This is a genomic window from Aeromonas sp. L_1B5_3 (assembly GCF_963866575.1).
Classification (GTDB): Bacteria; Pseudomonadota; Gammaproteobacteria; order Enterobacterales; family Aeromonadaceae; genus Aeromonas; species Aeromonas jandaei.
In genome coordinates, this window is record NZ_CAWMDN010000043.1 from 1 (window position 1) to 15,223 (window position 15,223).

Annotated in this window: 8 protein-coding genes and 1 pseudogene; 2 read left to right on the forward strand and 7 right to left on the reverse strand. The window is 42.0% G+C overall.

All coding sequences use genetic code 11. From position 1 onward, the window contains the following. Positions 1-266: 266 nt before the first annotated feature. The 3 genes and pseudogenes from AACR93_RS03325 to AACR93_RS03335 all read right to left on the reverse strand — a co-directional run. Positions 267-1,565 (reverse strand): hypothetical protein, encoded by a 1,299-nt coding sequence (locus AACR93_RS03325; protein ID WP_231557017.1) that lies wholly within the window; start codon positions 1,563-1,565, stop codon positions 267-269. 140 nt (positions 1,566-1,705) lie between these two features. After that, positions 1,706-6,676 carry an AAA domain-containing protein gene (locus AACR93_RS03330; RefSeq protein WP_043852268.1) on the reverse strand — a complete coding sequence of 1,657 codons (4,971 nt, stop codon included), beginning with the start codon at positions 6,674-6,676 and terminating at the stop codon, positions 1,706-1,708. Positions 6,677-7,095: 419 nt separating this feature from the next. Continuing rightward, positions 7,096-7,986, reverse strand: a pseudogene (locus tag AACR93_RS03335) (SEL1-like repeat protein); the annotation flags it as partial. 89 nt (positions 7,987-8,075) lie between these two features. Here AACR93_RS03335 and AACR93_RS03340 point away from each other — a divergent pair. After that, a complete protein-coding gene (locus AACR93_RS03340) occupies positions 8,076-8,993 on the forward strand; it encodes an IS5-like element ISAs13 family transposase (RefSeq protein WP_043852269.1) in 918 nt (305 codons plus the stop codon). Between the two features lie 180 nt (positions 8,994-9,173). On the opposite strand, the gene AACR93_RS03345 is transcribed toward AACR93_RS03340, so the two are convergent. The 4 genes from AACR93_RS03345 to AACR93_RS03360 all read right to left on the reverse strand — a co-directional run bounded on the left by AACR93_RS03345 (position 9,174) and on the right by AACR93_RS03360 (position 12,539). Then, positions 9,174-9,572, reverse strand: coding sequence for an H-NS family histone-like protein (locus AACR93_RS03345; protein WP_043852270.1), 399 nt, complete (start codon positions 9,570-9,572; stop codon positions 9,174-9,176). Positions 9,573-9,643: 71 nt separating this feature from the next. Beyond that, positions 9,644-10,315, reverse strand: coding sequence for an inovirus Gp2 family protein (locus AACR93_RS03350; protein WP_043852271.1), 672 nt, complete (start codon positions 10,313-10,315; stop codon positions 9,644-9,646). Between the two features lie 372 nt (positions 10,316-10,687). Next, a complete protein-coding gene (locus AACR93_RS03355; protein ID WP_082044199.1) occupies positions 10,688-12,238 on the reverse strand; it encodes a YfjI family protein in 1,551 nt (516 codons plus the stop codon). A gap of 64 nt (positions 12,239-12,302) precedes the next feature. Then, positions 12,303-12,539, reverse strand: a complete 237-nt coding sequence (locus tag AACR93_RS03360) for a helix-turn-helix transcriptional regulator (RefSeq protein ID WP_082044200.1) — start codon at positions 12,537-12,539, stop codon at positions 12,303-12,305. 165 nt (positions 12,540-12,704) lie between these two features. On the opposite strand from AACR93_RS03360, the gene AACR93_RS03365 reads away from it, so the two are divergent. Then, on the forward strand, positions 12,705-14,603 hold the full coding sequence (locus AACR93_RS03365) for a hypothetical protein (RefSeq protein ID WP_043852273.1): 1,899 nt from the start codon (positions 12,705-12,707) through the stop codon (positions 14,601-14,603). Positions 14,604-15,223: the final 620 nt, after the last annotated feature.

Below are 15,223 nucleotides of genomic sequence, written 5' to 3' on the forward strand. Positions count from 1 at the left end.
CATCTGGGTGAACAGTTACCCCACTGTATTCCAACTGTAAAAAATTATTACCGGTCAGAAAGAACAACGCCTCCCCTCATCGCTTTGTCGATAACTTGAGTAGTTGCTCATCTCCGTATTAACCAACAAATAATTAAACTGGTAAGCAACGGATAGTCAGGAGTGAACGCTTGGTTCCTATTTAAAACCTCGTGTTTTACCAAGTGACACAATGGAGAAAGGGACCTAAGTTAGATATTTTCTTAAGGCCCCCTTAGTAATAATCGCTAAGCATTAACCCCTTTAGCTAACGAAGAAATAGCACCACAGTCATTTGGTTTATCAAATGCAGAGATATCTCTAATATAATCATTAACCAAGGTCCCAATCTTCTTAACCAACTCTTTATTTTTTGTAATATAGCCAATCGGCATAGTTATTGGTAAAGTCTCTGGTTGAGAAAAATGGTAAATAACAACACCAAATTCATCTTCAAGATGAAGGATCTCAACATTGCCGTCCAGGAATCCCTCAGCAAGGCCCTTCGCATCATTATAGAACTGACCAAGTTCACGCTCCCACTGTTTGGCTCCTTTTATATCCCGATGGTCGCATACTGGAACGTATAGCACAGGCTTATAAAGCCTCTTCTCTTTCGTACTAGATCTGTGGATGAAGTCACTTAAACTAGAAATAAAACGAGCGCTCTTCGCCCAATATGGGTCTGAAGGAGCAATCCAGGTAAATCGACTATTACTGGTATCTGATTTTTCTTTAATTCGCTTACTGAGCACAGGATTTAGAATCTTTTGTAGCTTTTCCCAGTTGTTTTTTAAGTATATTGGACCAAGAAAAGTCAACCTCTCAGATGTTGTATGAGCCTCTAATACCTGGATATCTTCTATATACTTTGGATTGAATAGATTTGTTTTTGAGTCAAATAATTTAAGTGTATCTTCATCATTCAGGGAAACCATGGACTTGAAGATACTCATGGAGTTGTTGACCATAGATATCCGAGATAGCTCTAAAGCCATTAGTTCATGAATACACTCCGAACTATTCAACTGTTCATAGTCTTCACGTTCGACAGCCTTTCCATCAGTATCCATTTTAAAATAGGTCGTCAAACGCAATGGAAATTGTCGCAGTTTGTTGACAGAGTTTACGGTATAAACAGAGGGACGTTCTTTCCCATCTTGAGTCAGTAAATGAGATAGATATCCTTTATCCAGAATTTGGGTAAACTGATGCTGAAAATGTTTTTCTACTAACCTTTCACTTTGAGAAACGTTGCTGTCAACGATTTTCAGAGATATTCCGGCATTCCACTTCTCTTGGATATTCTGATTACTGAAACAACTAAATGTAGCCAAATCAAATGACAACGTAGCTCCACTATCTTGTACAGTAGAAAGCTGTGGTATTTCACCAATTTCTGAAAAATAACCATTTGACTTATCTGTCAATGTTAAACGACCGTCATCTGAAAGAGTCAACTCACCACGTTGAACTAAATCAGATATAGCCTCTTCTGTCTCACGACGGCTAAGTCCAAAATATTTTGAAATTTGTGACTTACTCATTGATGCCACATGAACAAGCCTCAGCACAAATTCTCTTATAAATGGAAGCCCCTTCTTAGAGACATATGAGAATTGAATGTTAAATCTCTGCGCAGGCAGCAAAAAATCGACCTCATGATAAGTTACCTTATTTTCTGATATCATTTTCTTTTCCCACCTTGCTCAGCGGAGATAAATTTATACCCAGCTTTTTCACCAGACTCGGTCATATAACGAACAACAGATCCTAATGGCAACTCTTTATTATTTCCTTTCCAAATATCCGCATTGCCAACAATCAACAAACGATCCATCGCTCGAGACATCGCAACGTTTATTCTATTTGGGGCTCGTAAAAAACCAGGGCTATGCTTTTTATCAGAACGAGTTAAGGACAAAATGATAATCCTGTTTTCTTTACCTTGATAGCTATCTACTGTGTCAATTTTTACAATATCTTTGAATCCGTCACTCCAGATTTCCTGGTTGAACTTCTGGCGCAATAATTTTTTTTGTTCGGCATACATACAAATCACACCTATAGCGGGTTCATCTTTGCTGGTAAGATTCGATAACTTCGCAACGAAATCTATATTTTCTGACACCTGTTTAAGTACAGAAATAATCTGATCTGCCTCACTGCGGTTGTAGATACTTGTCCCACGATCTTCCAAGTGATGTGCGCGCTGACCCAGAGAAGAGGTATCTAGCCAAGTCACAATACTGTGCAAAGCAGGTGGCGCGTGCTGATAGACATCTGGAATTGTTCGCACACCATTTCGAAGCTTACCTTCATAGAAGGTCTCCGATACAAGACTCCCAATAGGGGGGGCCATACGATATTGAGTAAGCAATGCTGCACTTGCTTGCTTACCATAGGTAGAGTTGAATGCTCGAGCAAAGTCACTTCGTAATAGCTCATCGATCTCAGTGCGCGAACTATTGATACCCAATTTTCTTGCCAAAGCGGCTTTATGTGCATCGGAGTACAATGGAGGAAGTTGCAAATGGTCTCCAACTAGCAGAATACGTCTCGCTGACTGCATAGCAATAGCTAATTCACTCGCAATTGAGCGTGCAGCCTCATCGATAATCACCCAATCGTATATATTGTCCTGAATGCCAATATGGCCTTGTCCAATACCGACACATGTTCCTGCTACTAACTGTCTCGAACGTGCATAGAATTCGTCAACGTTAACCCGCTCTCCCGACAAAGCATCCAGCATATCTCGTGATATCTTAGCTAATGCTTTTACTCGGCGTGCCTCATCGGGCCTAACACCATACTCCCGACACAATTTATATATCAGAATTTCTTTTGCTTCCGATATATTAGCATCGGCATCCAAATTAACATCATACTCATAACTTAACTTTGAGCGTATTGAAATATCAAGCTCTACTGAAATTTCCTTCAGAACCTTAATATCACTCTCGTCTCTCAGGTCATTCACTTGATAAAGCAATGTCTCAAGATGGTCAATTTTTTTGAAAAGCTTAAGCTCTGCCTGCACAATACTAGATATAAACTCTGGATCCAAACCAATTGCTTCACTCAAGGCCTCTACACGATACTTACTTTCAGCGCTGAACAATTCACGCTTCTCCGTTGTGATTGCGTTCGAGTAGACATCTTTCAGCCCTTGAGATACAGCGCCTTCGCGGTTACTAAACCTTACGACTTCTAGATCTGTATTAAGACGAGCGCAGTGCTTCCGAATCCGTTCAGCGGCTGTATTAACTGCTTCATGAGACTGACTAACCAACAAGATACGTTTAGTATTCTGCTTCTCTACCAAATAATGCACAAAAGCAGCGATAAACTCGGTTTTACCTGTCCCTGGGGGGCCTTGTAGTAAGGAAAGGGGGCCATTATTAACTAGTTTAGCAAACGCTTCTCTTTGCTGTTCATTCAAGCTAATCTTATTTCCGTACTGGTCTTCACGATCATATCTCGCAAAATCATTATCACTTAACGAGATACCGTAATTTTGGGCTGCGACTTCGCAAGATGGATCGAAGAGGTCTATCAAGTCGGGCATTACTGCTTCACGATCAAGCAATCGCTCTAATGCTCTTTTGCGCTTGTGATACGACGAACGATCTTTCTTGGAACGGAAATAGACAATATCAGAGTCTGTTAACTTGTATGCATCAGCCCGAGTTTTAATCAGCCTAATTTCCTTAAGAGCAGACATCTTAAGCGACACTTCACCAATAAACCGTTCGATACCGTCCTGATCCACCAATAACGCCTCGACTTCATCACTACTGCTGAATCCGCCAAGTGGATCTATATCTGCAGAATACGGGATTAGAAGTTCTCCATGAGCGTCAGCAACAGGAATAATTTCACCACTGACCTCAATATTTGGATACGACTCAGTCTCCGTATCTAAAATTGCCCGCCAAAGTTTCTCTGTCTGAATTTCAAATGTCTTTGCTGAAATTGGTTGCTCAGCTTGCTTATCTAGCCTTGCAAAAGCTTCTTTCAGTTGAAGAGTGAGTAAATTTTTATCTTGATTTACCTCAGGTGCTATGGCTAGTTCAATCGCTCGTGAGAATGCTTCATCTTCATTGAGTATGTACGTCAAAGAAGACATCTCGTGCGGGCGACCTGGGATAATCCTTATGCCTGTACTAATTTCAAACTGACTTTCATCAATATCCTGTTTCCGAATCGATGATCGCGGCCTTGGCTTAAAGCCAACAATTAAAGCTTGTTGTTGTTTGCAGTACATCGCAGAAAAGCTACCACCGATCCCAGTGAAGGTTACCTTCACTTCATGTAATTCTTTATGACTGGGTTCCACTTTGACATAAAGATGACCATTATCAGGTAAGATAGTGATAACTTCATCGGCATGTCCTGCTGTGATCTCAATCAGGGTTTGCTCTGGCAATACATCGCCTCTATCAATCGCCTTTTTAAAGCGCCCCAAATCCTTAAACCCAAATTGATAATCTTCTAGTTCAGCAATAATCGCTCTTGCCACGGCAGGATAATTTTCAGACTCATGGCCCCAAGGCAAGCCTAATAACTCACAGGACATTTTCATCACAGCAAAGTTGTCACGTTCAAAAGAAGAGCAACTGTCGATATATTCAGGACTGTAGCTGTGATTCTTGGGTTCGTCTCCGGAGAGAGAAAAGTCAGGGATATCTATTAGATAAATGGAGCGACATTGGGTTTCTAGCATAACATTGCCTGGGTGGATATCTCCGTGAGAAACACCAAGACTGTGTAAATGCTCAACTGCCGCAATAAACTTACCAATTAAATCAATTTTTTCGTCGTCAGCAATAATAGCGTTATCCCAGGTTTCTCCATTAACCAAGTCTGTAACCATATACAAACTTGATGACTTAGAAGCAATACCAAACTCACGGATTTCTGGTAGATACGTCGGTTTAACCGATGATAACTTATCTAATTGCTTAAGAAATTTAAGAACTTGGAAATTAGCTACAGAGTCGTTATCTTGCCCGCCGACATTCAACCAAGCTTTTACTAGTCTTCCACCGGATATATAAACTTCTTTTTCCGTCGTCTCTACGAGAAAATCATCGTCCTCCCGATATTGACGGGAATGGTTGATAGAATGGCGGTAGGGATCAAGCTCAGTATCATCAAACGTTGGGATAGTCTCGCCTATTGGTTCAGCTTGTTTCAGAGCATCAAAGAAATCTGCTGCTGAATTAAACTTTGCAGTAACAGCATTAAGCAAGGCATTTGAATACCATGCCTCGCTATTAAGCATTTCGTCTTGTATTGTTTGCAAACTTTTAGGGGACATACGTTTGCCGCTTAATAAGTGCCAAGCTACAATCCCCAAGGCATGAACATCCTGCTGATAAGGAGTTAAACTTACTCCATCTAACATATCTTGCACTTCAACAGCACCGACAGAAAGACTCTTTCTATAATCTCCAACAGTACCAATCGGTTGATGATATGCCGAGATAAAGTTTGACAGTGCAACCTCTTTTGAGGGTGAGATCCAAATACTATGATCTGCGATATCTCTATGAGCAATTTTCATTTCATGTAGATCACCAAACTTTGCGAGCAATAATTTAGTGACATTCAAACGGTCTAACTCTGAGAATGCCTTTCCATACTTTCCAATAAACTCGTTAAACCGAACATGACCAGGAGGTAGCTCATATACCTCACTGTACTCTGCTGTCACCTCATCTTTTTGGAAACTTGTAAGTGATCGCAAGCAATGATTATATAGATCCCGATTCTGATGATTTATGCGCTCTAAAATAACACGTTCACGTGAAACAATCTCAGCACGCCCTTCAGATGTGAACGCTTTGTTACCATCAACATTCTTAAATTTCCAAATACGAAGCAAAACCTCTGTATTGGTCGATATTTCAGATCTAGCAATATACTCTTTATAAATCATCTTGGGATGTTCAAAGATGATGTCTTTGGCCTCATAGCCATCAACCAGTAAAGCTTTTGGAGCCGTGTTATTTCCTAAAAAGAGCTCATCAAAAAGCAAAAAATCCTTGTTCAGAACTTGAGCGCTTGGGTGTGGTCTAAATCGTTCATTGAAGGTTTTTTTATCAGCAAACTTAAGAAAATCATCAAGCGATATTGTATGAAGTAACTGCTCCTCAGGCAATTGGCTAAAATCAGCATTACCTGTCATTACAACAAAGAAATGCACATGGGGTACAAATCCTTTATTGGTAAAGCGGTGTGCTAGCCTAGATAACTTGGTATCTAATGTTTGCTTCTTAACCCGAGTAGTGCTCACCGGGGAGCGTTTCATGTTTTTGGTACCTTTGTACCAGATATCTCCCTTTGCCGTGACCGATTGATAGTTCCAATCTTTTAACTCGACAATAATCACATTGCAGTGGGTTACAATAACCAAGTCAAACTCACCAGCATGGCTCTTGGAATCAACGAATCGAAATCCGGCATAGCCTTTCCAAGGGAACATGCTGTTGTTGCTGATACCATAATTACTTTGCAACTGATCTCGAAGAGACCCCCCTCGAAGAGGAACCTTAGGCACAGTAACAGTATCCGAAAATGCAGCCTTGATCTTTTCAATAGCAGCTACTTCTTGCTCTTGTAAACCGCCATCCCAAATTTCTACTTCCAATCGTTATTCCTCATTGAGACATGGTAGGGAAATCATGCTTTTTAGTAAAAGTATTTGAGTTATGCATGATCTAACTGTACTTTACTTTCAATATCCAAACTTGTCCCATTGTAGCAGCCTGAATAGTCTATGAAAATCAATAAGTCTCAAGTAAGTACTTGGTATTCTTGACAATCTGTCCTTCGATAACATTGCTCCTCAAATCGGAAACTATCCACCATACCCGCCTGGAAGAAATGCTGCGATAGGCCAGCCTCCCCTTGCAACGAAGTGGCTGATAAGCTGAAGCAATGTAAGAAGGGCTCGTGCTATCGCGATCACATGCGGCCTATGATGGAGACCTGGACTGGCCTGTGGCTGGTAATTTGCTAACTGAATAAGAGGGAAGCGGCCAAATAGCAGCTTCCCTCTATGCTTTTTTAGCTTTTCTTGGCCCTTGATGACATCTTGTCAAACCAGTGCTCGGACAGCTTCTGAGCCTGCTTTACTTCTGGTTTGGTCATCGTGGCCTCGAGTTCATCACGGGCCAGCACGGCTTCAGGCATCCCTTCTATCGCGGCCAGTGACAACCAGGCATAGGCATGCACCCGATTGCGCGGGGCCCCCAAGCCTTCCTCTCGTAGCGTCCCCATTCGGTATTGGGCTTGGCGGTCACCCTGCTGGGCCGCTAGGCGATACTGCTTGAAGGCCAGTGCGTAATCTTCTTTGCCGCCTTGTCCCAGACGCAGCATTTCACCGTAGGTGTACTGCGCGAGAATGTGCCCTTGTTGGGCTGCCTTGGCATAACTGGCTCTGGCCTGCTCCAGTTCACCTTGTTTATGCTGTAGCTCCGCCAGTTCGAACAATGCCTTTGGTACGCCACTGTCAGCAGCCTTCTCTAACCAATAGACCTGCTGCTTCTGGTCTACCTGCTGCAAGCTCAGTTGGTACTCTGCTTCATGGGAGCCGTGTCCTGCAGCCAGCTCCAGCCAGTAACGACCTAGAGAGGGGTCTTTGGGGATCTGCTCCCCAGCCAGATAAGCCTTGCCAAGCCAGAGTTCGGCTTCGGCAGAGCCAGCTGTAGCGGCTCTCTGATAGGCTGTGAACGCATTAGTGGGAGCGGCCTGCTTGGCTTGCTGTAGTAACGCATTCGGCTGCTGCTGAGCCGCAGCCTTGTCGTTCCAGCGCTGGGCGAGGTCTGATCGTTTGACTACCCCTTTACCTTGCGCATATCGCTCACCCAGCAGGTACTGGGCATCACGGTTACCCAGCTCTGCGGACCGTTCAAGCCACTTGATAGCGTCTGCATCTGCCCCCGGTTGGGTGCTGTACGGCGTTGTTGCCCAAATCGATGCAGCTTGAATGGAACTAACTGAGGACTTGGTGATCTGATCACCACCATCTCCTTCAAGTCTGCATCATGAGCACGTCGCTTCACCCCATCACCAACTGGCCTACATACAACAAATCTTTGATTAACCGTGGTTCACTCACCTTCTGGGTTGATGCCGAGGCCATGAACAACTGGTTTCACCACGGCCATCATGGGCGGCGGGGCCGCAGCCAACTATACACTGACCAGACCATCTGCACCTTCCTGATGCTCAAGGGGATTTTCAACCTCACTCTGCGGGCCACCCAGGGACTACTCGACTCCCTGTTCGAGTTGATGAACGTACCGCTTTGTGCCCCCGATTACAGCTGTGTCAGCAAGCGAGCACGCACGGTGGCGGTGGCTTATCGACAGCCCTCTAAGGGGCGCATCACTGACTTGGTTATCGATTCGACGGGCCTGAAGGTATTTGGTGAAGGCGAGTGGAAGGTCAGAAAACACGGCGCCGAGAAGCGGCGAGTGTGGCGCAAGTTGCATCTGGCGGTAGACCCGGTGACCCACGATATCGTGGCGGCGGAAGTCTCGCTGGAAAATGTCCATGATGCCGAGGTGTTGCCGACCTTGCTCAACCCACTGCGGCGCAAGCTGGGACGTGTTTATGCGGATGGCGCCTATGACAGCAAAGCCAGCCATCAGCTAATCTCGCGCAAAGGGGCGACAGCCTGTATCCCGCCTCGCAAGAACGCTGGGCTATGGGAAAAAGGACATCCAAGAAATGAGGCTGTGCTGGTGATGCGCAAGGAAGGGCTGGCGCACTGGAAGAAGATATCGGGGTATCACCGTCGCTCGCTGGCGGAAACGGCGATGTATCGGTTCAAGCAGTTGCTGGCGGGGAGAATCAGTCTGCGTAACTACAATGGCCAAGTGGGAGAAGTCATGGCGTATGTCAGTGCCATAAACAAACTGAATACCTTGGACCTACCTGTCAGGCAGCCCCGAGTGTAGCGGTAACCTGGTGCTGGGAAAGCCAGGACTTGCTGGCTTATTTGGGCAACAAGGCCTCATTAGAGCTAACCTCAGTCATGCGACAGAACAAGTTCGTAGCTATGAGGGCTGTCATGATTTGGGTCACTGAGCCGGTTAACAGAAAGGCCACACCGTAAGGGCATGGCCTTGTCTATTTAGTTAGATAAGGAATTCATCCAACAGGTGACCTTGCTCGAGCTGCTCAGCCAGGAACTTGGGGGTACGGCCTTGACCGGTCCAGGTTTTCTCTACACCATTTTCAACATAACGGTATTTTGGGGGACGAGGCGCTCGTTTAGCTTTAGCCGCAGTCGCTGCAGGGGCACTGCCTACCAACTCGGTGGGATCGATACCGGCTTGGGCCAACATCGCTTGAAACTCGGCCAGCTTTTGCTGGTGCTCAGCTTGGGCGGCTTGTTCTTTCTCCGCTACCTCCAACCGCTCCAGATAAATCATTTCGATTTTCTCGTGGGCTTCTTTGAGCTGATCCAGAGACAACTCGCGCAGTGCTGCCCGCAGACTACGGATGTTCAACAGCACTTTCAGAAATTCACTCATAGATATCCTTTAATTAAATACGCAGGGATTGTTCTATAGCATACTAATGAGCACTGACGTGCTCAAGCGTCTTATCGTATTTGACTGCAACCGAAGTTGCGTTGCCCATCCATAACCTTCGTACTCTGTTTACTTAGGTAAGCCAGACGAAACAGAAAGTCGTGATAGATTTTCTCTCGATTAATTGCCGCATTACGAAATAGTCCATAAGTCCCTTTGGAAGGGAAATGAACCAAGTGAGCATGCTCTGGATGCGGTAAGCTTAGTGCACTACACCACGCTTTCTGTATCCTCACCCCCATGTTATCACCATCACTCTCTAAATAGTTACCCAGATAGGCATAATCGTCTCTGTGGAAGAACAGCATAACGTGGTAATGGTGGTGCGCTGATAACTCCTTTTCTCTGCACCAGATGTAAGCAGGTAGACGAGGCTCCCCTCGTCGGTTGTTACGTTTATGGTTTGCTTTGATCTGACTTTTAAGGGATTCCATAAAGCGTGTGATAACCGCTGGGTCAGTGCGCTGCATGAAGATAAGCTGATCCGGATCGTATTCAGTGGTGTCCACTGCGAACCTTAAATCGCATCGAATAGCAAAGACTCGAGGAGTCTCTGCTAATACTTGAGCTGTAAACTCTACACTGCGCACCAGATAATCCAGGTTCATTGGCCCATATCCAGATGTGCATTCTTGCAACAGCGCTTCAAATTCCATATTAGTTAATAATATTCTTCCATACATAATGAGCACTCCTAAATGCTAAGTGTTTGATAAAATGTTGTGCCTAACACAATAACGTGTGTTAGTGTTTTAAATAAAACTTTAATCCTCCCCTCTCAAAAGAGAGGGGATATGCAGACGATGATATAGACACCGTTATAAGGTGTATAACGTGTATGATTACATATGGTTTATTGATATATGTCAGATATGCTTTGTTGATATGCAGTAAACATACTTTATTGAAGTATAATACATATACAGGACATATCCCCCCTATCAATTAAATAATGCAATAAGCTAAACCCTTGCCACATATGACTCACAGCAAATTACATTTAAATATAGTTATAAATATTGACTCTGAAGTTATTTAAACTTAGCCAAGTATTTTCACTTGTGAATAATGAACCCAAACGCTGAATCTCTTTTGGAACCATAGGGGGCAAATTCATATGGTCGATATCCGCTAGCAACAATATCAGATTTTCCAATCTGATGGAAAATCTCTGCTTCTACGTATGAAACCATATAAGTATTTTTTTTCTTATATAGTTTAACTCTCCCTTCTGATTCCAATTGAGATAATATTGCATTGAGTCGTATGTTATCTCTTAATCGATTAGGGCCATATTGCCTGATCTTATTTTTCTCAATCGCAACATTACCCTTTAACAATACATTTTCTTTCAACCAATTATCTAATATTTCTGCATCAGTTACGCCACTATTTCCATTGTTACCACTCATTATCTCAATGAAGTGATCAAAATACCAATTGGCGATGCAATATCCAGCCTCCATTGAAGCAAGTGATATTTCTGTTTCGTAGCCATTAGAAAACACCTCTATTACTGCAGCCAGTCTGGTTGCGTGTTCCATGAACTTTGAACAGTAATCATGGTACTGTTCTAAAGGTTTTCCTTCTGCCATGTAAGGTTCGAACTTAAATCGGTTCTTCTTCCAAAATTCGAGAGCCTCACTCGATAACGTCACAATGTGATGCTTCCTACCTTTGTACCTACGTTCTATCCCTTGTTTTATCAAGCTCGTAACACGTGAATGAAACCATGTTAGATCATCGTCGTTCAATAACACTTCATCCAGATCAACCCGACTTCCTTGTGTAGACTGAGGTTCACAAATCAAAGCCCTAGCCAAAAAACCACTATCTCGAACAATGTCACCATTTTCGGCAAGAAATTTCCTAAATAACTTTGGCTGAACCATCAACATGATACTAAGACTGATGTCATTTACTGTCACCCCAGATCCAGAGCCTCTTCTCATTGAAATCCCGCCCCCAGACCATAACGTATTAATGTTTGATGTCTCCTTTAAAAAGTCTTTTTTAAATAACCCTCCAGCCTCATCAGACATGATAGCAAAAGAAGGATTTCCATTTCCTAGCTGCTGCATTATTGCTGCATTGGTCACATCATTAAGTATCAATTGTCTAGCTGACGGCTGTAAAGGCTTTGTCTGATGAAGTTGACGAATGGTTTCCTTATAGTGATCAATATTCATGTTGTCACGGATTGCTTTTACTAGTCCTTTCTCTGCAGCTTTTATTTGGATTTCCCATATTTTCATTTCACCATCAAATGTGCGGAGCGCTTCAGCATCATCTCTATCTAACGACTCCTGAATAAGACGAATAGATGATGTCAGCATGTTGAATACGAAAGTTTTTCCAGATCCTGAAGGCGATGAAACAATTATATACAACATAGGCTTTATACGTAACTGTTCATGAACTTGAATTTCTATTAAATCTTGACATGCTAACCCCATAATACTTAACATTACTGAGTAGATAAGGCCATCTGATGCTTGACTTATTCTCTTTACACAATGATAAGTATTTTTATATTCATCAGAGAGAAGGTGATAAGGAAACTCACATGGACTATCGATACTTACATATGGTTGTCTATCTGTCATCAATAACTCCTAATGTAGCTGTTTTTGCTTGACTTGAGATGCAGATGTAAATTCAAGAGTTTAATTAACCTTCAACGCTTTGGGACAGCGTTAGAATCCACATTTCTATATCGGATGAACGCCATCCGATCGCAGACTTACCAAGTTTAATAGCGAGTGGAAAATTTTTATCGTACCACTTAGAACGAGGGTCCATGCGGTTATAGATCGTGCTTTTACTCAATCCAATCATGCCGATTAGCTCCTGCATTCTAATAATTCGAATCGGCGTATGAACGCCTGATACTGGTGGTGTTGCCATAATGCACCTCTTTTTTGATGAGCGGGTTGATGGACTGCATCATGTCAGCTTCACATTGCGTGGTCACTCGGTGTACAGTGGATAACACTACCTTTGCAGGTAAATAAAATGTTAATGGGATGAACTTCTCCTATTTTATTTTTTCTCAAAACTAATGGAGGCATGATGAACGTCAATAAATTCATTGGTATAACTTATGACGTAATAGATGCATTGGGATTATTTGTCGTCTCTAACAAAAACGAGCAACGTAATAGTAAAAATTTTGAGAAACACCAGAGGTACTTATCTAGTAACGCGATTACAGAAACCATTACCCTATTAAGACAAGGTAGTGCTTTTTCTCATGAAATGATATTTAGACAACTTCAAGTCTTGGAGTCTTTATGTAATGAGTTCCAATCATTGCCATTTTACTCATGTAAAGAGCCTGAGATTATACAGAGGATTTCCCAAGAGGAAATTTTGGTCCCAATTATTGCTAACCATATTTTTATAAACCAAGTCACCACCAACGACATGTCTATATATCATCATGTAGACAAGTTCTTGCTATTTATTAGGGGTAACGATAATAAGTATGAACGTAACGCAGTAATATCCTTTGCTCATGACTATCTATTGAGTTACTTCAACCAGCTAGGTGTAAATCACAAACCAACCATTGATACAATCAAGTCAATGATTTACGAGTTAAGATTGCATGACAATTCAGAAAAGCCAAGTCAGTTTAGAAGAGCTACAACCATTAAACTAAAATTTCGCATTGTAGATGAACAGTTAAACCTAGATTTACTGCGATTAGAGAAGAATATAAAAGCTTTAGATAATGCCCAACAGACAGAACTCAATAAAAAGAAAGTTAAAGTGTTGACCGAGCAACTTACGTGCTGCAGAAAAGCCAAGAGTATCTGTCCAAAGATCATCTCCGCTTTTTATGCAACATGCTTGGTAATATATTTCGATATTAAGACGTCATTAGTTACAGCGCTAATAACTGCCTATTTTGATGTTAAAAATTCACATAATGTTAATGACATTCTGAGATCTTTATCTGAAGAGTATTTAGCTAATGGACGATCATTAATTAACTCGCCACGCATACTGGGTGACACTCTGGGATCGTTATATAGAAACGCGCTGTCTCGATTGGATTGTTTCATTATTCCGTTAAAACTTATGGATGATATACAATATCTCCTCTATCACGCACTGGATCCTGAATCTCCCTTACATTATGATGATAGGTTTTATAATTATATCTCTCAGGTAGTAAGCACTCATCCACATGGAGATTTTTTCAAACACCATGAACATTTAACTAAGATTATCGAAAAAATAAGATCAAATGAATGTCTCGTTGCACTCAACCTCTTAGACGACATACCACAATCGCCCTTGCAACTGCAAGGAAGCTTGAAGTATTTATTTGCGACCTTTAAAATTGGTTTAATTTTTAGACTTAGAGAATCGCTTAAGAGAACCCTTCCACATTATTCACTAAATCCACCAGTAAATGACATACTTAACCACAAAGGCATCCTTTTCAATTATGGCTTAGATGGTTTGAACACCTGTGTTTTTCACCGATATATTAGTACGCAGCACTCCGCCCTGTCCTATAAAGATGAAGGTTTTGTTTATTACTCAACAGTCATAAACTCCATTTATGCTTATAACAAATTTGTCCCTAAAATAGGCTGTGTTTCTGATGGTGAAAACAAATACCCACAAGGAATTTATGGCTTACTGTATGACTTTGATAAAATCGCTGGCGACATTATATTAGCATTAGACTTAATTGATTCTGTTAACTCATTAAAGGACCTCCTGGACATCTTAAAAAGAAGACGAGCGTTAAAGGCTATTGACTTCAAGAGAAATATCATCCCGAATATAAATAAAACACATTTGCTTTATTGTCTGGGCAACATAGATAACCTGCTTAAATGCCTGTGTGGACCCAATGAAAAACTTATTAATTTACATCAATTACGAAACCATGAAAAACTAATTTCTGCGTTCTCAGAGTATAACGAAGATCTTAGATTTATTGGATTCTGACTATAGATAGGATCTATCAATAGTTAGGGGGGGCAGTTGATAGCATCCATGTACCTCCGAGGGGTTCATAACTATCTTGGCTTTGGCCCCTTCATTTTCATCATCTCAGCATCGAGCTTTTTCTGCTACAGTTGCTATTAATAGCAACTGTAGCAGCAATTAACTCAACCATTTGAAAAATCAAGGTGTTTTTGTTTTATGTATGGAATTGTGTTTTGTCATATTTCATTGTGCATTTTAAATTATTTTAAATATATATTATATTCCTGAACCTACTCAAGGGACGGCTCTGAGCCATCCATTTTTCATTCAGGACTAATCATGGGCAATGTTATAAACCATGCGATTGATCATCGTTGCACTACCGCGCAGCATGTAAGGTATTCCGGCTCACAACATGAGACCGGACCTCCCGTTCACCAATGCCAATTGAAGTGCTTATCTTTTGAATTCGTCAAGGCGGATATCCATACACTTCATCGAATATCTGTACTTGCTGCAAGCCATCGCACTCACTGACACAAGATGACACATTACGTCTTTAAACCACTGGTTTGATTCAATAGATCAAGCCCTAGTGACACTCACGAAATCGGCACTCATGTCATTTTCAGAAGACG

Coding starts and splice junctions, on each gene's coding strand:
- AACR93_RS03325 (WP_231557017.1), bottom strand. CDS start 1,565: ATGAGTAAGTCACAAATTTCAAAATATTTTGGACTTAGCCGTCGTGAG.
- AACR93_RS03345 (WP_043852270.1), bottom strand. CDS start 9,572: ATGAGTGAATTTCTGAAAGTGCTGTTGAACATCCGTAGTCTGCGGGCA.
- AACR93_RS03355 (WP_082044199.1), bottom strand. CDS start 12,238: ATGACAGATAGACAACCATATGTAAGTATCGATAGTCCATGTGAGTTT.
- AACR93_RS03340 (WP_043852269.1), top strand. CDS start 8,076: ATGAGCACGTCGCTTCACCCCATCACCAACTGGCCTACATACAACAAA.
- AACR93_RS03350 (WP_043852271.1), bottom strand. CDS start 10,315: ATGTATGGAAGAATATTATTAACTAATATGGAATTTGAAGCGCTGTTG.
- AACR93_RS03360 (WP_082044200.1), bottom strand. CDS start 12,539: ATGGCAACACCACCAGTATCAGGCGTTCATACGCCGATTCGAATTATT.
- AACR93_RS03365 (WP_043852273.1), top strand. CDS start 12,705: ATGAACGTCAATAAATTCATTGGTATAACTTATGACGTAATAGATGCA.